General features: G+C 62.7%; 17 protein-coding genes. 6 read left to right on the top strand and 11 right to left on the bottom strand.

The window, feature by feature from the left end:
- The first annotated feature begins 16 nt into the window (after positions 1-16).
- Positions 17-1,495, top strand: coding sequence for a betaine-aldehyde dehydrogenase (gene betB, locus GVK95_RS05355; RefSeq protein WP_159947255.1), 1,479 nt, complete (start codon positions 17-19; stop codon positions 1,493-1,495).
- Between the two features lie 223 nt (positions 1,496-1,718).
- Here the strand turns inward: betB and GVK95_RS05350 are convergent, their stop codons facing one another.
- Positions 1,719-2,069, bottom strand: a complete 351-nt coding sequence (locus GVK95_RS05350; protein ID WP_159947253.1) for a helix-turn-helix transcriptional regulator — start codon at positions 2,067-2,069, stop codon at positions 1,719-1,721.
- Positions 2,070-2,075: 6 nt separating this feature from the next.
- Complete coding sequence (locus GVK95_RS05345) at positions 2,076-2,321, bottom strand: cytotoxic translational repressor of toxin-antitoxin stability system (RefSeq protein WP_159947251.1); 246 nt, start codon at positions 2,319-2,321, stop codon at positions 2,076-2,078.
- An 88-nt stretch (positions 2,322-2,409) separates the two neighbouring features.
- Here GVK95_RS05345 and betA point away from each other — a divergent pair, with 88 nt between their 5' ends.
- Entirely contained in the window at positions 2,410-4,065 is a 1,656-nt protein-coding gene (gene betA / locus GVK95_RS05340; RefSeq protein WP_159947249.1) for a choline dehydrogenase, read from the top strand.
- 4 nt (positions 4,066-4,069) lie between these two features.
- Here the strand turns inward: betA and GVK95_RS05335 are convergent, their stop codons facing one another.
- Positions 4,070-4,366, bottom strand: coding sequence for a type II toxin-antitoxin system RelE/ParE family toxin (locus GVK95_RS05335; protein WP_159947238.1), 297 nt, complete (start codon positions 4,364-4,366; stop codon positions 4,070-4,072).
- The gene (locus GVK95_RS05330; RefSeq protein ID WP_159947236.1) at positions 4,363-4,635 is read right to left on the bottom strand and encodes a prevent-host-death protein; all 273 of its coding nucleotides are present in this window, start codon (positions 4,633-4,635) and stop codon (positions 4,363-4,365) included. The genes GVK95_RS05335 and GVK95_RS05330 overlap by 4 nt, the downstream gene beginning before the upstream one ends.
- Positions 4,636-4,824: 189 nt before the next feature.
- Between GVK95_RS05330 and GVK95_RS05325 the strand changes: the two genes are divergently transcribed.
- Complete coding sequence (locus GVK95_RS05325; protein ID WP_159947234.1) at positions 4,825-6,195, top strand: chloride channel protein; 1,371 nt, start codon at positions 4,825-4,827, stop codon at positions 6,193-6,195.
- A 28-nt stretch (positions 6,196-6,223) separates the two neighbouring features.
- Here GVK95_RS05325 and GVK95_RS05320 read toward each other — a convergent pair whose 3' ends face one another.
- From GVK95_RS05320 to GVK95_RS05310, 3 genes are all read right to left on the bottom strand, one after another.
- Positions 6,224-7,639: an AcvB/VirJ family lysyl-phosphatidylglycerol hydrolase gene (locus tag GVK95_RS05320; RefSeq protein WP_244618641.1), complete on the bottom strand. Its 1,416-nt coding sequence runs from the start codon at positions 7,637-7,639 to the stop codon at positions 6,224-6,226.
- Complete coding sequence (locus GVK95_RS05315; RefSeq protein ID WP_159947232.1) at positions 7,636-8,952, bottom strand: phosphatidylglycerol lysyltransferase domain-containing protein; 1,317 nt, start codon at positions 8,950-8,952, stop codon at positions 7,636-7,638. Before GVK95_RS05315 ends, GVK95_RS05320 begins: the two co-directional genes overlap by 4 nt.
- Positions 8,953-9,198: 246 nt before the next feature.
- Complete coding sequence (locus GVK95_RS05310) at positions 9,199-10,341, bottom strand: alpha/beta fold hydrolase (protein ID WP_159947230.1); 1,143 nt, start codon at positions 10,339-10,341, stop codon at positions 9,199-9,201.
- Positions 10,342-10,728: 387 nt separating this feature from the next.
- Here GVK95_RS05310 and GVK95_RS05305 point away from each other — a divergent pair, with 387 nt between their 5' ends.
- The 3 genes from GVK95_RS05305 (at position 10,729) to GVK95_RS05295 (ending at position 13,683) form a co-directional block, all read left to right on the top strand.
- Positions 10,729-11,763 (top strand): TRAP transporter substrate-binding protein, encoded by a 1,035-nt coding sequence (locus GVK95_RS05305; protein ID WP_159947228.1) that lies wholly within the window; start codon positions 10,729-10,731, stop codon positions 11,761-11,763.
- 70 nt (positions 11,764-11,833) lie between these two features.
- Positions 11,834-12,373: a TRAP transporter small permease gene (locus GVK95_RS05300; protein ID WP_159947226.1), complete on the top strand. Its 540-nt coding sequence runs from the start codon at positions 11,834-11,836 to the stop codon at positions 12,371-12,373.
- Positions 12,373-13,683, top strand: coding sequence for a TRAP transporter large permease (locus tag GVK95_RS05295; protein ID WP_159947224.1), 1,311 nt, complete (start codon positions 12,373-12,375; stop codon positions 13,681-13,683). The genes GVK95_RS05300 and GVK95_RS05295 overlap by 1 nt, the downstream gene beginning before the upstream one ends.
- A 68-nt stretch (positions 13,684-13,751) precedes the next feature.
- Here the strand turns inward: GVK95_RS05295 and GVK95_RS05290 are convergent, their stop codons facing one another.
- From GVK95_RS05290 to cysT, 4 genes are all read right to left on the bottom strand, one after another.
- On the bottom strand, positions 13,752-14,123 hold the full coding sequence (locus GVK95_RS05290; protein ID WP_159947222.1) for a hypothetical protein: 372 nt from the start codon (positions 14,121-14,123) through the stop codon (positions 13,752-13,754).
- A gap of 93 nt (positions 14,124-14,216) precedes the next feature.
- The gene (locus GVK95_RS05285; RefSeq protein ID WP_159947220.1) at positions 14,217-15,260 is read right to left on the bottom strand and encodes a sulfate/molybdate ABC transporter ATP-binding protein; all 1,044 of its coding nucleotides are present in this window, start codon (positions 15,258-15,260) and stop codon (positions 14,217-14,219) included.
- Positions 15,261-15,273: 13 nt separating this feature from the next.
- Positions 15,274-16,149: a sulfate ABC transporter permease subunit CysW gene (cysW, locus tag GVK95_RS05280; protein ID WP_159947218.1), complete on the bottom strand. Its 876-nt coding sequence runs from the start codon at positions 16,147-16,149 to the stop codon at positions 15,274-15,276.
- Positions 16,133-16,984, bottom strand: a complete 852-nt coding sequence (gene cysT / locus GVK95_RS05275) for a sulfate ABC transporter permease subunit CysT (protein ID WP_159947216.1) — start codon at positions 16,982-16,984, stop codon at positions 16,133-16,135. The genes cysW and cysT overlap by 17 nt, the downstream gene beginning before the upstream one ends.
- Positions 16,985-16,996 lie beyond the last annotated feature (12 nt).

Here is a 16,996-nt window from a genome sequence, read left to right as displayed (position 1 = left end):
CGTCCGGAGAGACATCATGAAAGCCCAACCGAAAGCTTCCCATTTCATCGACGGAGACTATGTCGAAGACACCGCCGGCACCGTGATCGAGAGCATCTATCCGGCGACCGGCGAAGTGATCGCCAAGCTGCATGCGGCAACGCCGGCGATCGTCGAGATGGCGATTGCCTCGGCCAAGCGGGCGCAGAAGGAATGGGGCGCGATGAGCCCGACGGCACGCGGCCGCATCCTGAAAAAGGCGGCCGAGATCATGCGGACGCGCAACCGCGAACTGTCGGAACTGGAGACGCTCGACACCGGCAAGCCGATCCAGGAAACGATTGTCGCCGATGCGACCTCGGGGGCCGACAGTTTCGAATTCTTCGGCGGCATCATTGCCACCGCGATGAACGGCAGCCAGATCCCGCTCGGCGGTGACTGGGCCTATACCAAGCGCGTGCCGCTTGGCGTGGTCGTCGGCATCGGTGCGTGGAACTACCCGCAGCAGATCGCCTGCTGGAAAGGCGCGCCAGCGCTTGCCGCCGGCAATTCCATGGTGTTCAAGCCTTCCGAAATGACGCCGCTCGGCGCCTTGAAGATCGCCGAGATCCTGATCGAGGCCGGCGTGCCGAAGGGCGTCTACAATGTCATCCAGGGCGACCGTGACACGGGCCCGCTGCTGGTCAATCATCCTGACGTCGCCAAGGTCTCGCTGACCGGTTCTGTGCCGACCGGCCGCAAGGTTGCGGCAGCGGCTGCCGGCAGCCTGAAACACGTGACCATGGAACTCGGTGGCAAGTCGCCGCTGATCGTCTTCGACGATGCCGACATGGAAAGCGCCATATCCGGCGCCATGCTCGGCAATTTCTATTCGACCGGCCAGGTCTGCTCGAACGGCACGCGCGTCTTCGTGCACACGGCGATGAAGGCGAAGTTCCTCGCGCGGCTGAAAGAGCGCACCGAGGCGATCGTCATCGGCGACCCGCAGGACGAAGCGACCCAGATGGGACCGATGGTCTCCTGGGCGCAGCGCGAGAAGGTGATCAGCTATATCGAGAAGGGCAAGGCAGAAGGCGCGACGCTGGTGACCGGCGGCGGCATTCCCAACGACGTGTCGCCAAGCAAGGAGCCCGGTGAAGGCTATTACATCCAGCCGACGGTGTTTGCCGATGTCACCGACGAGATGACCATCGCCCGCGAGGAAATCTTCGGGCCGGTGATGTGCGTGCTCGATTTCAACGACGAGGCGGAGGTGATCGCACGGGCCAATGCCACGGAATTCGGGCTCGCGGCCGGCGTGTTCACCGCAGACTTCACCCGCGCGCACCGGGTGGTCGACCAGCTGGAGGCAGGAACGCTGTGGATCAACACCTACAATCTGTGCCCGGTCGAGATCCCGTTCGGCGGTTCCAAGCAGTCGGGATTTGGCCGCGAGAATTCGGCAGCGGCGCTGGAGCACTACAGCGAGTTGAAGACGGTGTATGTCGGCATGGGACCATGCGAGGCGCCGTATTGAGATGAAGGCTGCTGTCGCGCCAGATCGCCCCCCTCTGCCCTGCCGGGCATCTCCCCCACACGGGGGGAGATCGGCTAGACGCGCCTTTGCTACGTCCCCAACCACGTTAGAGATTGGCGAGAGACCGGCTCCATCCGATCTCCCCCCTTGTGGGGGAGATAGCCGGCAGGCCAGAGGGGGGCCTGCGCGGCACTCCATTGAAGCGGCCAGCCTGCGTTTCGGCTCACACCACGATATCGTCGAGGTCGACCTTCAGGGCGGACGCAATGCGCTTCAGCACATCGACGGAGCCGGTCTTCTTGCCGCTCTCGATTTCGGACAGGTAAGGCTGAGAGATACCGGCAGCGGCGGCGAGGTCGGAGACGGTCATCTGACGGTAGGTGCGAAAAACCCGAATAGGGTTTTCACCTTTGGCGCGCGCTTCGACGATGGTCAGCGGCCAAACTTCCTGTCCCCCAGCGATTTCGGCCAATACGGCACTCGCTTCGAGACCATCGACAAGGTCCTCATAGTCTTCTTCACTCAGCAAGACATAGGCCTTACCCTCGATTTCGATCTTCTGGATACGTCCCATGGCCTCTCAATCCTTGTAGATGCTGCCGCGCGGCCCGACCGCTACGACCAGAACTATACGGCCCTGATCATCGATTATGACCCGGTCGTCGCCAACCCTGATGCGCCAGAGTTGAAGGCCCTTCATCTTCTTGATGTTGACCCTCTCGCCCCGCGCATAGGCTTTCACTTTCGCGATAATCGCGAGCCGGCGCTTCAGTTGCATGCTCTGCAGCGCCTTGTCGGCGCGCTGGGAAACCACGACTTCTTTCATCCCGTCGCCCTCAGCGATGCCGATGCGCCAGAGTATAGCGTATCGCGATACCCCTGTCACCCATTCCACTAACCCGCTGGACCTATCCATGACCCAACAGGCAGACTTCATCATCATCGGCTCCGGCTCGGCCGGCTCGGCACTGGCGTACCGGCTGTCGGAAGATGGCAAAAACAGCGTCATGGTGCTGGAATATGGCGGGTCTGATATCGGGCCGTTCATCCAGATGCCGGCGGCATTGGCATGGCCGATGAGCATGAAGCGATACAACTGGGGTTATCTCTCCGAGCCGGAGCCCAACCTCAACAACCGGCGGATCACGGCACCGCGCGGCAAGGTGATCGGCGGGTCGTCTTCGATCAACGGCATGGTCTATGTGCGCGGTTCGGCGGATGATTTCGACCGCTGGGAGGATCTTGGCGCCAGTGGCTGGGCCTATGCGGATGTGCTGCCCTATTTCAAGCGGATGGAAAATTCGCATGGCGGCCAGGACGGCTGGCGCGGCACGGATGGGCCGCTGCATGTGCAACGCGGACCGGCGAAGAACCCGCTGGTGCGCGCCTTTGTCGAGGCGGGCCGCGAGACCGGGTTCGAGACGACCGAGGACTATAACGGCGAGAAGCAGGAAGGCTTCGGCCTGATGGAGCAGACCATCTGGCGCTCGCGCCGCTGGTCTGCCGCCAATGCCTATCTGAAGCCCGCGATGAAGCGGGGAAATGTCGAACTCGTGCGCTGCTTTGCCCGCCGGATCGTCATCGAGAACGGTCGCGCTGTCGGCGTCGAGATCGAGCGCGGCGGAAAAATCGAAGTGGTGAAGGCCAATCGCGAGGTGATTATCTCGGCCTCGACCTTCAACTCGCCAAAACTGCTGATGCTGTCGGGCATCGGCCCGGCCGCGCATCTGAAGGAAATGGGCATCGAGGTGAAGGTCGACCGGCCCGGCGTCGGCGCCAATCTGATGGACCATATGGAATTCTACTTCCAGCAGGTCTCGACGAAGCCGGTATCGCTTTATTCCTGGCTGCCTTGGTTCTGGCAGGGCGTGGCCGGTGCGCAATGGCTGTTTTCCGGCAGAGGGCTCGGCGGCTCCAACCAGTTCGAATCCTGCGCCTTCGTGCGCTCGGCGGCCGGCGTCAAGCAGCCGGACATCCAGTTCCATTTCCTGCCTGTCGCCATTTCCTATGACGGAAAGGCTGCCGCCAAGAGCCATGGCTTCCAGGTGCACGTCGGCTACAACCATTCGAAGTCGCGCGGCAGCGTGACGCTTGCCTCGTCCGATCCGATGGCCGACCCGCTGATCAAGTTCAACTACATGAGCCACGAGGAAGACTGGGCGAAATTCCGCCACTGCGTGCGCCTCACCCGGGAGATCTTCGGCCAAAAGGCCTTCGACCAGTTCCGCGGGCCGGAAATCCAGCCGGGCGAAGACGTTCAGAGCGACGAACAGATCGACGCCTTCCTGCGCGAACATCTGGAAAGTGCCTATCACCCGAGCGGCACCTGCAAGATGGGCGCCAAGGACGATCCGATGGCGGTCGTTGATCCGGAATGCCGGGTGATCGGCGTCGAGGGCCTGCGCGTTGCCGACAGTTCGATCTTCCCGCGCCTGACCTATGGCAATCTCAACGGTCCGTCGATCATGACCGGCGAAAAGGCCGCCGACCATATCCTCGGCAAACAGCCGCTGCCCCGCAGCAACCAGGAACCGTGGATCAATCCGCGCTGGGAGACGAGCGACCGGTAGGACTTCAACGATAATCATCCTCACGCTGGTGGCGGATCGCGAGGATGGTCACCATGTCGTCGGAGACGTGATAGAGCGCGAGATATCCCGCCTTACCGAAGGTGGTGACGAGTTCACGGATGTTGTCGACCGCCGCTTCGAGCCTGCGTCCTCTGAAGGGAAGAAGAGCCAGCCCCATTACGGCTTGCTCAATCGCGGCCAGCGCCTGACCGGCCGCGACAACATCTTTCTCAAGTAGAAAAGCATAGAGCCGAAGGATATCCGTACGCGCTTCCGGCGAGTAACGGACCTTTCGTTTCATCTGTGGTGCCCGGCCGACTTAGCCTCGAGCATTGCTCGCATTTCAGCGTGGACTTCTTCTGCGCTGTGGGAAACGCCTGTTTCCTGCACCTTTTTCAACGCGGCGAGGCCACGGGTGATGAACTCGGCCTGGACCAGCCGATGCTCAACTTCGGCCCGAGCCGAGTGATCGATCAGATCCGCCACAGTTTCACCCTCGCGCAGCACACTCTTGGCTGCGGCCTGGAATTCTTCGTCCTGCAATACGGACGGATTGACCGGCGAAGTCATCGGCGTGTTCCTGCGCGCATTTTCCAAGGCACTGTAGCGCAGGATGGTTTGACTGATAAGGCCTGCCCTCCCAGCTTTCCGTGGGCTGGTGACGAACGCGGCTCCGCCCTCAATCGGCCTTTTCAGGGTTGCAAAACCGGACCCAGGGGCAAATAAGGGGCCGGTCTTTCCCTGATTGGTGCCTTTGCCATGCCCCTTTCCTATCGCAAGTCGAAACTCCGTCGCCGCTCCCGCGTCATCGGATGGTCGTGGCGATTGTGGAAACCGCGGATTGTCTTCTGGCTGGGTGCGATCGCCATCGGCGTCGTCAGTGTCGGCTTTGCGGCTGCCGCCGATGAGGCCCAGACGCTGTTTCGGGCATTAAATGCCAGCAGCCGTTTCGGCTATCTCATTCCTTTGGCGCTGACCCCTTCCGGCTTCCTGCTCTGTGCGCTTCTCAGCATGAAACTGTTTCCCAATGCGCAGGGTTCGGGCATTCCGCAGGCGATCGCCGCGCGTCATCTCGAAGATGCCGATGCCCGGCATGGGCTGCTGTCGCTGAAGCTTGCGGCGGGCAAGATCCTGCTGACGGTGATCGGTCTCTTTTGTGGCGCATCGATCGGCCGCGAGGGGCCAACGGTGCAGGTCGGGGCGTCGATCATGTTGGCAAGCGGCCGGATTGGCGGCATGGCGCAGGCGCGTGGGCTGATCCTTGCCGGATCGGCCGCCGGCATTGCCGCCGCCTTCAACACGCCGCTGGCAGGCATCGTCTTTGCCATCGAGGAAATGAGCCGGACCTTCCAGTCGCGGGCCAACGGCCTGGTGCTGACGGCGGTGATCCTGTCGGGCCTTGCCGCCATGGGGCTGGTCGGCTCCTATACCTATTTCGGCGAAAGTATGGTCTCGGCGACGACGCCACGCGACTGGGTGGCCGTGGTGCTGTGCGGCGTCGTCGGCGGCGCGCTCGGTGCTGCGTTCAGCCGCTGTGCGCTTGCGGCCTCACGGCGCATCCGGCTCTGGGCCCATCCCGATCCGTTCCGGCGCATGCTGGCACTGGCTGCGGCCTGCGGCCTTGCCGTCGCCGTCATCGGCATTGCGACGGGCGGCCAGACCTTCGGCACCGGCTACGAGGAATCGCAACGGGTTCTGGCCGGCGAGCCGCTGTCGCCGATGTTCTTCATCGCCAAGCTCGGCTCGACCTTCCTGTCGATGGTGTCGGGCATTCCAGGCGGCATTTTCGCACCCTCGCTTTCGGTCGGCGTCGGCCTTGGCGGAACCATCGGCTCGATGCTCGGCGCAAGCATAGGCCTGTCTGCGATCCTCGGCATGGCAGGCTATTTCGCCGGCGTGGTGCAGGCGCCGATGACCGCCTTCGTCATCATCATCGAGATGACCGGAAATCACGAGGCGGTGCTACCGATCATGGCGGCCTCGATGATCGGCTATGTCACCTCGCGTCTGGTCTCGCCGGAACCGCTCTATCACGGGCTGTCGCGCGCCTTCATCGCCCAGGCGATCCGCCAACGACGCAACGTGGTGCGGGCAGACGAACATCTGGCGACATCGCGACAGCACGGCTAGAACAGGCGCGACAGGCGTTTCGTCAGAGTCAGGAGCGCCGGTCGAAGCCGGCGCGCAGGCGAGCGAGAACCAGATCGCTGAGCAGCTTGTAATTGCCGTCGAAATGATGGCCGCCGGGCCGGGTGATCACCTGCGCATCCGCCATGCCGGACAGTGCCTTGCAGCCGCTTTGCTGTTCGGCCTCGCCATGGATGCACTGGATCTTCGCCGGCTCGATCTGGCTGAGGTGCACGACGGGATCGCCGTGTTTGCCGGAGCCGCTCATCCCGAGCCAGCCGGTGACGGCGATCTCGAAATCGGCCTTGCGCGACAAAGCGAGCAGGGAGAGCTGGGTGACGACGGCTCTGTCGGCCGGCGGCAGGCGGTTGTAGGTGGCCGGCAGGATATCGGCGCCGAAGGAATAGCCGACCAGCACGACATTTTTGACGCCAAAGCGCTGGCGATAGGTGGCGATGATGCGCGACAGGTCGGCCGCCGTCTGGTCGGGGCTGCGCTCCTGCCAGAAATAGCGCAGCGCATCGACGCCGATGACCGGCACGCCGTCGGCCTGGAGGAAGCCACCGAGCTTCTGGTCGATATCGCGCCAGCCGCCATCGCCGGAATAGATGATGGCAAGCGTGTCGAAGCGCGGTTCGGCCGGCAGTTCGATGATCGGCAGATCGAGCGGCGCCCGGCTTGCTGCCATGCGGTCGAGTGCGGCGAGGCTCTCGCGCTCGAACAGGATGGCTGCAGTGTCTGCGCTGTCCTCCAGCGTGATCTCCGGTTTTGCGGCTTTCAGCCCCAGCGCATGGCTTCGGCCGCGCTCGCTTGCCGCGGGCGACAGGATGAGGCTGAGCGGATCGGGCAGCGGTGCTGGTTTCAGACCGTAGACCATGCCTTCGCCGTCCGGTGTCTTTTCGGCCGGGGTGCAGAGCGGTTTTACAAGCGGCAGGACGGCTTGCGGATCCACCGCAACCGTCTCGGCCACCGTCGTATTGGGGGTCTGGGCCAGGATCGCCAGCGCCAGCGTCGCGCCCTCGCCCCAGCCGGCGACGATCGGCGGATGGAAGGTCTTGATGTCATAGGCGCGATGGATCTGCCGGCCGAGCTTTTCGATATCGGAGACGAGATAGAGGCAGTCGCGCGTTTCGCGGCGCAGGGCCGCAAGATAGGCGGGCAGGTCGATGCCGACGACGATGCCGCCCCTGTCGACCAGCCGGCGCTGGATGCGCTCTTCGTCTCCGGTCCAGCCATTCGCGTCAGATAGCAGGACCACGAGACCCGACGGCTCGCCTGCGGGCACGACGATGCGGTTTGTCGGCAGGCTGACCGTGGTGAATTGCGCCGACGCCGCCATCTCGGCGCTTGCCGGGCCTGGGGGAACCAGGCTCGCAAGACCGAGCCCCATGCACAGCATCACCATCAGGCGGCTTATCGGCAGGCGGCTCATCATCAGGCGGTTCATCGGCGCAGCACACCCTTCAGGCCGCCGCCGATCAGCATGGTGACATCGACAAGGGAGGCGATCGGGAAGCCGGCCCCGGCGACGGCCAGATAACGCGGCTGCCAGTCGGGGTCGAATTTCGACTTGAAGGCGTGCACGCCGCGGAAATTGTAGAAGCGCTCGCCGTTTTCATAGAGCTGGCGGCCGACATGGTTCCAGATCGGCGCGCGCTTGTGGGTCGACAGGCCGGCAAACGGTGCCATGCCGAGATTGAGGCTGCGGAAACCCTCGGCCTTCAGGTGTTCCATGATCCGGACAAACAGCAGGTCCATCATGCCGCGATGCACGCCGGGCAGATGGCGCATCAGATCGATGAAAGCATCGCCGCCCGACGCCGTGGTCAGGATATTGGCGAAGGCGACGATGCGGCCTTCGAGGCGGATGACTGCGACCGGCTCGGACATGACATAATGCGGCTTGAACGTGCCGAGCGAAAAGCCCTTCTCGCCGGCCTTGTGTGCGGAAAGCCAGGCATCTGAGACGGCCGACAACTCGTCGAATATCGCAGGCACGTCAGCCGGCGCCAGCAACTGGAATTCAAGGCCGTCGCGTTCGGCGCGATTGATCGAGCGGCGCAGTTTCAGCCAGTCGCCGCCGGCCAGGCTGAAACGCGACAGATCGACCACCGCCTGTTCGCCGAGCTTCAGCGCGTTCAGCCGGGCTTCGACCGTGACCGGGAGAAAGTCGGCGGAGACCTGGTAGAAGACCGGACGGCAGCGGCGGCTTTTGGCCTCGCCGATGAATTTCAGCGCCAGCGGCGCCCAGAGCGCCCTGGGGCCGACCGGGTCGAACAGGGCCACCATCGAGCGGCCGCGGCGGGCATACATGATGAAAGCCTGGCCGCAGTCGGAAAACAGCAGCTTCTTGTCACCCAGCCGGACAAGCCCGGCGCTGGCATTGGGCTGGCTGGCGAGAAGCTCGACCGCACGGGCGACATCCTCCGCAGATGGCTGCTCTGTGCGGCGACGCGGCAGGCGGACGAGCCCACGCGAGGCGATCGCGCCGATCATCATGGTGACGCCGAGCGTGTTTTCCGCCGGATCGGTCAGATGACGCGACAGCCAGAGGCGCCAGAGCATCTGCAGAAGGCTTTCCTCGAAAAATAGCGGCACAGCCATGGCGAATGAGACAAGGGCCAGAAGCAGGACACTGAAGGGCCTGGACCTTGCCACAGCGCGCAACGATGCAGCCAACAGCGCGGCAATAACAGGATTTGTGCGAGCGATCGCGGCGGCGGGCGCTGGTATCTCGGCTTCAACGGCGAATTGCGCCATGCGGGGAACCACTAATTCATTGAGATAGAACGCCCATTAGCGTCCATGCATGGAGCGGAGCTTGCGTCACGCCACGCGGCGAACGGGTATCCACCCTCTGCCTCGCGCAAGACACCGGATCCCGCCGCCGGTCAACCCTACAGATTGGCAAATCCGACGAGGCCGGACCCTATCCCCAATGTGTCGTGGACGCGCGGCAGCGCAGCGTAACCGGTGCTGCCGCACCGACTGCCGGTCGGCCCAGGCTCAATTGCCGCGCAGCACTGTGGCCGCCAGCGAGAAGGGACTGGAAATGGTTTGCGCCGCGGCATCGAAGATGAAGGCGCCGGCATCGCCGAGACCGGCATTGGCGGTCGGCTTGCTCAATGTCTTCGCCAGGGCCACCGCCTCGACATAACGATTGTGGTTGGTGGCATCGAGCGATTCCAGCGAGGAGATATCGATGACGTTGACGCCGGCCGTCTTTGCCGCATCGGCGACCTTGGGATCGTTGACATCGACCGCGCCGACACGCTGCGAGCCAGCGCCGAGAATGCTCGACACCTTGAGTGCGCGATCGTCCGGCGAGACGAGAATGGTGATCGGACGGCGCATCGGGCCAATGACATCCAGCTGGGAGACAAACACATCCGCATCGATATCGGGGGCGGCCAGGATGACCCGCAGGCGGCTCAAGACGTCATCGCGCCCCTGAAGCTTCAACTGACGCAGAGCCTCGACCGTCAGCCAGCCGCCCATGGAATGGGCAAAGACCTCGACATCCGTGCCCTTTGTCCGGGCGGTGAGATCGGCGAGCAATTGCGCCAGCGCGTCACGCGAATAGGTGGCTGATTCCTTGTCGGCCACATAGGCCGGGATGGCGGCATGCGAGGGCCACGAAAACACGATCGGCGAACCGTCGATGTCGCTGTCGGTCTTCAACTGGGCCAGGCGATAAAGCGCTTCCTGAAAATTGTAGTTGTAGCCATGCACGAAGACGGTCGGGGCAGAGCCCTTGCCGGTTCGCCGCGCCACCGCATCCAGCAATTGCTCGCGCTGCATGACGGACTGATCGATGACGGCAAAATCCCTGGACGGATCGACCTTGGAGCCCTTTGGCCATTCGATATTGGACGGCTTGTGACTGGCCGGGATCGACACGTCGAAGCTGGCGTAATTGACGCTGCGCGCCTTGCCGGCGGTGAAGACATTCTTGCCGGGCTCGGCCCGGTCTCGTGTGGTGACGGCATAGAGCGTTTCGACCTTGACCGGCTTGAACGCGGTATCGCCGATCGAAGCCAGGGTTTCGGGACCGGGTCGGCCGGCGCAGGATGACAGACCGATGGTCAAACAGACGGCAAGCACCAAGCCTTTACGCACAGTGCGGATCATCACGCGGGAAACACTCATGCCAGACCTGTCCTTGACCTTCGCCGCCCTCATCGAACCATCATGGTCGGGCCGGCGGCAGCTATACTGTGCGGCTTGCCATTCGCCAAGTCGCACATACGCCGCACACACGCCGCACGACCGAATGACCGCAATTAAGGCGCCTGTCATCTGAGCATAATCCGCCTCAAACATATCCGTACCGTTATGGATTGTGCCGAGATTATTATTTGCGGGCGTCCGGCACTTCTGCAAACATAACCATATTGGGGGAGGAGCTGCGATCACGGAGGATCGTCTCTCCGGAGGCGAATGACAGGGATCGCACCTGTCCTTTCATCCGGCGTTGCGGCATGACTGAGCAACAGACCTCCCCGATATATGTCACGCGCACGTCTGGAGGAGATCATGTTGCGTAAATTCCTTTTTGCCGGATTGTCCGGAGCCGCATTGGCGGCAATGTCAACCTCTGCCTTTTCGGCCGAGGTGACGCTGAAACTGCATCAGTTCCTGCCGCCACAGGCGACAATCCCTGCCAAGGTGCTCGCGCCCTGGGCCGAAAAGATCAAGGCGGATTCCGGCGGGCGCATCGAGGTCGAGCTTTATCCGGCCATGCAGCTGGGTGGTAAGCCGGCCGATCTGGTCGACCAGGTCAAGGACGGTGTCGTCGATATCAGCTGGACGCTTTTCGGCTACACGCCGGGTCGCTTCCCTAAGTCGGAAGCCTTCGAACTGCCCTTCGTGATGACCACCGGCGAGGCGACATCGCAGGCGTTTTACGACTACTATGAAAAACACCTCACTGATGAGCTGAAGGACTATCACGTGCTCGCCGTGCACACCCATGGCCCGGGACTGATCCACACAATCGAGGCCAAGCCGGTCAAGGCGCTGGAGGACATGAACGGCCTGAAGTTGCGCGGCACGTCCAAGGTGGTCAACCAGATGCTGGAAGCCATGGGGGCCGCCCCTGTCGGCATGCCGGTGACGGCGGTGCCGGAAAGCCTGTCGAAGAGCGTGATCGACGGAACGGTCGTTCCGTGGGAAGTGACGCCGGCGATCAAGATCGCCGAGCTGGCTCCGAATCATACGGCGTTTTCGGGCAAGAACGGCCTCTATACCGGCACTTTCCTGTTTGCGATGAACAAGGACAGCTATGATGCCCTGCCCGACGACCTGAAAAAAGTCATCGACGCCAATTCCGGCAAGGAACTGGCGCGGCAGTTCGGCGTGGCGATGGACGAAGGCGACGTGCGCGGCAAGGATATTGCCGACAAGGCCGGCAATACGACGTTCACGCTCGACGAGACCGAAACCGCCCGCTGGAAAGCCGCCGGCGAAGCCGTGACCAAGGCGTGGATCGCCGACATGGACGGCAAGGGCCTGGACGGGACGACACTGCACAAGGATGCCGTTGCCCTGATCGAGCAATACAGCAAATAATCCCAGCATCACAACTCCGGGCGTCGTCTGCACGGCGCCCGGAGTTTCACATCATGACGAGGACGCCTGAATGGCCACCTTCTCCCAAAACAGCTTTGAACGCCTGAAGCAGGCCTGCGAGAGGCTTGCCGGCTTTCTTGTCGCCTTCGGCGGGTTCTGTCTTGTTGCGGCCTGCATCCTGACCGGCCTGTCGATCTTTGGCGGCCTGATCTTCAAGCCGCTGCCCGGCGAAATCGAACTGGTCGAGGCGCTGTGCGGCCTTGCTGTCTTTGCCTTCATGCCGTTCTGCCAGCTGAAGCGTGGCCATGTCGGCGTCGACATCCTGATCTCCGCCTTCGGCTCGAAGGCGATGAACTGGACCCAACTGATCGGCGACATCATCATCGCCGTCCTGATCGGCCTTTTGACCTGGCGTCATGCGATCGGGACATTCGACAAATTCGAAAACGGCGAGACGACGGCGCTGCTGCTCCTGCCCGTCTGGTGGGGCTATGCCGTCGCGCTTGCCCTGATGATCGCCAACCTGATTGTCTGCCTCTACATCATCCTGTCCGATATCCGCGAGATCAAAAGCGGCCGGACCATCGTCGCATCGCTTGGAGCCCATTGATGAGCAGTGTTGAAATCGGGCTCTGGTCCTTTCCCGTCCTCATTCTTCTGATTTTCCTGCGCGTCCCGATTGCCGCCGCCATGCTCGGCACCGGCGTGATCGGCACCTATCTGGTGCTCGGCAAATGGACGCCGATCCTGTCGCAGCTGAAGGCGCTGCCGTGGTCGACCAATGCCAATTATTCGCTGTCGATCATCCCGCTTTTCTTGCTGATGGGCCAGTTTGCCGCGCGTGGCGGGATGAGCCAGGCGCTGTTCAACGCCGCCGCCGCCTTTCTCGGCCATCGCAAGGGCGGCGTTGCCATGGCCGCCGTCGGCGCCTGTGCCGGCTTCGGCTCGATCTGCGGCTCATCGCTGGCGACGGCTGCCACGATGGCGCAGGTCGCCCTGCCGGAACTGAAGCGCAACGGCTATGACGGCGGGCTGGCAACAGCGACGCTGGCTGCCGGCGGCACGCTCGGCATCCTGATCCCGCCCTCGGTCGTGCTGGTCATCTATGCGATCCTCGCCGAGCAGAACATTGCCAAGCTGTTTCTCGCGGCCTTCGTCCCGGGCCTGATCGCGGCTGCATCCTACCTGCTGGTGATCGCCATCTACGTGCGCCTCAAGCCGGAAAGTGCCGGCCAGGCGAAGCGCATTCCCTGGGCCGAACGGGTGCCGGCGCTGATCGCGGTCTGGCCGGTCGTTGCGATCTTCTTCCTCGTCGTCGGCGGCATCTATCTCGGCTGGTTCACCCCGACACAGGCAGCCGCCATTGGGGCAGCCGGCGCCGGACTGGTAGCCTGGCAGGCGGGCGGGCTGAACAAGGGGGCATTGTTCGACTGCTTCAAGGAGACGGCAGTCTCGACCGGCATGATCTTCTTCATCGTGCTCGGTGCCTCGGTGTTCAACTCGTTCCTCGCCTTCTCGCGCCTGCCGCAGCTCGGCGCGGAATGGGTGACGGCGCAGGGCTATGCACCGATGACCGTGCTGATCATCATTCTCGCCCTCTACGTCGTCTTCGGCTGCATCATGGATTCGCTGTCGATGATCATCCTGACCATCCCGATCTTCTTCCCGATCGTGACTGCAATGGATTTCGGCCTCAGCCCGGAGCATTTCGCCATCTGGTTCGGCATCCTGGTGCTGATGGTGGCCGAAATCGGCATGATAACGCCGCCCGTCGGGCTCAACCTGTTCATCATATCGGCGATGTCGAGAGATGTGCCGATGCGCGAGACCTACAAGGGCATCACGCCCTTTGTCACCGCAGACCTGCTGCGCATCGGTCTGCTGACGGCCTTTCCGATCATCTCTATCTTCCTGGTGTGAAGCAACCCAGCCGGCGCCTGAGACAGGGCGCCGGCCGAATTGCGAGCGGACACGAACCTGTCGCGGCGTCAGGCCTTGCGGGTAAACAGGATGAAGGCGAAGAGCAGCACGCCGGCGAAGGTGACCAGCGACGAGATCGCCACCAGCGGCTCCATGGCAGGATTTCCACTCAACATCAGAAACAGCGACGGCCCCATGACCAGGATGCCGAGCGTGTAGACGAAATACTGCAGCCGGGCGATCCGGCTTGCCGCCTGGGCGGGATTGAGCGCGTAATAGATCCCGAAGATCGCCATGGTCACCCATCCGAGGAGATTAATGTGCGCATGAGCACCTGTCGCCTCGAATTGATGGGTGATCGACATATAGAGACCAAGACAGATCCCGGCGATCAGAAACAGGATTGCGGTCCGGAAAAACCAGATGGAAAGCATAGGCATGTGCGTGTTCCCCCTTTTGAACGGGGGAACTATACCATCGCGTGTATTGGCTGAAAAGGAACTGACGATCGTCAGTATTTCATCGCATGATACTCATACCGCATCGCGAAAGACCTTCCAGCTTGTTGGTCGAAAACTGAGTTCGCCGCCAATGACGACATTGGCCTCAAGCGGCACTTCAATCTCGATGTGATGCGCCTCGCCGCTGCCGGAGATGTCGATTTCGGCAATGCGGGTACCGGCCAGACGGCGGCTGGCGGTGACCTTGCCCGACAGCGCATTGGCATGATCGGTCAGGGCCACATCCTGCGGACGGAAGAACAGCATGCCGTCGCAGTCGCCACCCTGTTCGGCAATGCCGATGGACTGTCCCTGGAAGAGGATCTCGCCGGATTTCAGCGTGACCGGCACATGCGAGCTCTCGCCGATGAAGGAGAAGACGAAGGGCGAGTTCGGGCGATCATAGACATCGTCGGCTGTGCCGATCTGCTCGACCTTGCCCTGGCTCATGACGACGACGCGGTCGGCAAGTTCAAGCGCCTCGTCCTGGTCGTGGGTGACGAAGAAGGTGGTGTGGCCGGTGCGGTCATGGAATTCGCGCAGCCAGCGGCGCAGGTCCTTGCGGACCTTGGCATCGAGCGCACCGAAAGGCTCATCGAGCAGCAGGACGGAGGGTTCGATCGCCATGGCACGCGCAAGTGCCACGCGCTGGCGCTGGCCACCGGAGAGCTGGGCCGGATAGCGCTTTTCAAGGCCTGTGAGCTGGACCATTTCGAGCAGGTCGGCGACGCGCTTTTTGATCTCATGCGCCGGCGGGCGGGTGGCCCTGGGGCGCACCTTGAGACCGAAGGCAATGTTGTCGGCCACGGTCATGTGGCGAAACAGGGCATAGTGCTGGAAGACGAAGCCGACATGGCGCTCCTGCACGCTTTTCTGCGAAGCATCCTCGCCGCCGAAGAAGATCCGGCCTTCGGTCGGCTGATCAAGGCCGGCGATCAGGCGCAACAGCGTGGTCTTGCCTGAGCCGGAGGGCCCGAGCAGCGCGATCAGTTCGCCGGTGCCGACCGAGAGCGAGACATCGTGCAGTGCCGGAAACTGGCCGAAATCCTTGCGGATATTGTTGATCGTGACATCCATCGGGACTGACCTTTCAATGTTTGCGGCTTGCCGACAGCTCTTCGCCGTAACGGATCTCGAGGATCGTCTTCAGCGCGAGCGTGACCAGGGCAAGGAGAGCGAGCAGCGTCGAGACCGCGAAGGCCGCGACGAAATTGTATTCGTTGTAGAGGACCTCGACATGCAGCGGCATGGTTTCGGTCAGGCCGCGGATATGGCCGGAGACGACGGACACGGCGCCGAACTCACCCATGGCGCGGGCGTTGCAGAGCAACACGCCGTAGAGCAGGCCCCATTTGATATTGGGCAGGGTGACATACCAGAAGGTCTGCCAGCCATTGGCGCCGAGCGACAGGGCCGCCTCCTCGTCGCCGGTGCCCTGTTCCTGCATCAGCGGGATCAGTTCGCGGGCGACAAAGGGAAAGGTGACGAACACCGTGGCGAGCACGATGCCGGGCACGGCAAACAGGATCTCGATGCCCCAGCCCTTGAGAATCGGGCCGAGCCAGCTGTTGGCGCCGAAAAGCAGGACATAGACCAGGCCGGAAATGACCGGCGAGATCGAGAACGGCAGGTCAATCAGGGTGGTGAGAAAGGTCTTGCCCTTGAATTCGAACTTGGCGATCGCCCAGGCGGCCGAGACGCCGAAAACCAGATTGAGCGGAACGGCGATGGCGGCGACCAACAGCGTCAGGCGGATGGCGGCCAGCGCGTCGGGATCGGCAAGCGCCTCGAAGAAGGCCGGAATGCCCTCGCGGAAGGCCTCGATGAAGACCAGCAGCAGCGGCATCAGCAGGATCAGCGCCAGGAAGCCGACGGCGACGGCGATCAGTATGAGGCGGGCGAGCGGCGTTTCGGTCGCAGCATTGCGAAAGCGGACGGTTGCGCGCGTGTCAGCGGACATTGGCATATCTCCGGCGGCTCCACATCTGCAGAAGGTTGATGAACAGCAGCATGGCAAACGAGATGATCAGCATGATCGAGGCGATGGCGGTCGCGCCGGCGTAGTTGAACTCCTCCAGCCGGATGACGATCAGGAGCGGCGCGATTTCCGACACATAGGGAATATTGCCTGCGATGAAGATGACCGAGCCATATTCGCCGACGGCACGGGCGAAGGCGAGCGCAAAACCGGTGAGGATGGCCGGCGTCAAACTGGGCAGCACGACGCGGCGGATGGTCTGGAAACGGCTGGCGCCAAGCGTGGCTGCCGCCTCCTCGACCTCGCGGTCGAGTTCCTCCATCACCGGCTGCACGGTGCGCACGACGAAGGGCAGTCCGATGAAAATCAGCGCGAAGACAATGCCGAGCGGGGTGAAGGCGACCTTGATGCCGAGCGGATCGAGCAGGCTGCCGATCCAGCCGTTCTTCGCGTAAAGCGCCGCCAACGCGATACCGGCAACGGCGGTCGGCAGGGCAAACGGCAGATCGACAATCGCATCGAGCAGGCGGCGGCCGGGGAAATCGTAGCGCACCAGAACCCAGGCGACGACGACGCCGAAGACGACATTGACGGCGGCGGCAATCAGCGCTGCGCCGAAGGAGGTACGCAGTGCCAACTGGGTGCGCTCGTCCATCACGACGGCGAAAAAATCGGCCCAACCAAGCGAGGCCGTTCGCACAACGAGTGCGGCGAGCGGGATCAGGATGATCAGGGTGAGATAGGTTATCGTATAGCCAAGCGTCAGGCCAAATCCCGGCAGGATGCTTGGCTGGCGCCAGTTCTTCATGAGCCGTCCTGTCATTCCATATCCTGT

The sequence above is a fragment of the Rhizobium sp. 18065 genome (assembly GCF_902706095.1).
GTDB lineage: Bacteria > Pseudomonadota > Alphaproteobacteria > Rhizobiales > Rhizobiaceae > Allorhizobium.
Note: the sequence above shows the minus strand (reverse complement) of the source record. Positions and strands in the feature narration are given on the sequence as shown.

What these genes read in the sequence shown, in the direction of transcription:
- betB (WP_159947255.1), top strand. Translation starts at nt 17, where the DNA reads ATGAAAGCCCAACCGAAAGCTTCCCATTTCATCGACGGAGACTATGTC.
- GVK95_RS05350 (WP_159947253.1), bottom strand. Translation starts at nt 2,069, where the DNA reads ATGGGACGTATCCAGAAGATCGAAATCGAGGGTAAGGCCTATGTCTTG.
- GVK95_RS05345 (WP_159947251.1), bottom strand. Translation starts at nt 2,321, where the DNA reads ATGAAAGAAGTCGTGGTTTCCCAGCGCGCCGACAAGGCGCTGCAGAGC.
- betA (WP_159947249.1), top strand. Translation starts at nt 2,410, where the DNA reads ATGACCCAACAGGCAGACTTCATCATCATCGGCTCCGGCTCGGCCGGC.
- GVK95_RS05335 (WP_159947238.1), bottom strand. Translation starts at nt 4,366, where the DNA reads ATGAAACGAAAGGTCCGTTACTCGCCGGAAGCGCGTACGGATATCCTT.
- GVK95_RS05330 (WP_159947236.1), bottom strand. Translation starts at nt 4,635, where the DNA reads ATGACTTCGCCGGTCAATCCGTCCGTATTGCAGGACGAAGAATTCCAG.
- GVK95_RS05325 (WP_159947234.1), top strand. Translation starts at nt 4,825, where the DNA reads ATGCCCCTTTCCTATCGCAAGTCGAAACTCCGTCGCCGCTCCCGCGTC.
- GVK95_RS05320 (WP_244618641.1), bottom strand. Translation starts at nt 7,639, where the DNA reads ATGAACCGCCTGATGATGAGCCGCCTGCCGATAAGCCGCCTGATGGTG.
- GVK95_RS05315 (WP_159947232.1), bottom strand. Translation starts at nt 8,952, where the DNA reads ATGGCGCAATTCGCCGTTGAAGCCGAGATACCAGCGCCCGCCGCCGCG.
- GVK95_RS05310 (WP_159947230.1), bottom strand. Translation starts at nt 10,341, where the DNA reads ATGAGTGTTTCCCGCGTGATGATCCGCACTGTGCGTAAAGGCTTGGTG.
- GVK95_RS05305 (WP_159947228.1), top strand. Translation starts at nt 10,729, where the DNA reads ATGTTGCGTAAATTCCTTTTTGCCGGATTGTCCGGAGCCGCATTGGCG.
- GVK95_RS05300 (WP_159947226.1), top strand. Translation starts at nt 11,834, where the DNA reads ATGGCCACCTTCTCCCAAAACAGCTTTGAACGCCTGAAGCAGGCCTGC.
- GVK95_RS05295 (WP_159947224.1), top strand. Translation starts at nt 12,373, where the DNA reads ATGAGCAGTGTTGAAATCGGGCTCTGGTCCTTTCCCGTCCTCATTCTT.
- GVK95_RS05290 (WP_159947222.1), bottom strand. Translation starts at nt 14,123, where the DNA reads ATGCCTATGCTTTCCATCTGGTTTTTCCGGACCGCAATCCTGTTTCTG.
- GVK95_RS05285 (WP_159947220.1), bottom strand. Translation starts at nt 15,260, where the DNA reads ATGGATGTCACGATCAACAATATCCGCAAGGATTTCGGCCAGTTTCCG.
- cysW (WP_159947218.1), bottom strand. Translation starts at nt 16,149, where the DNA reads ATGCCAATGTCCGCTGACACGCGCGCAACCGTCCGCTTTCGCAATGCT.
- cysT (WP_159947216.1), bottom strand. Translation starts at nt 16,984, where the DNA reads ATGACAGGACGGCTCATGAAGAACTGGCGCCAGCCAAGCATCCTGCCG.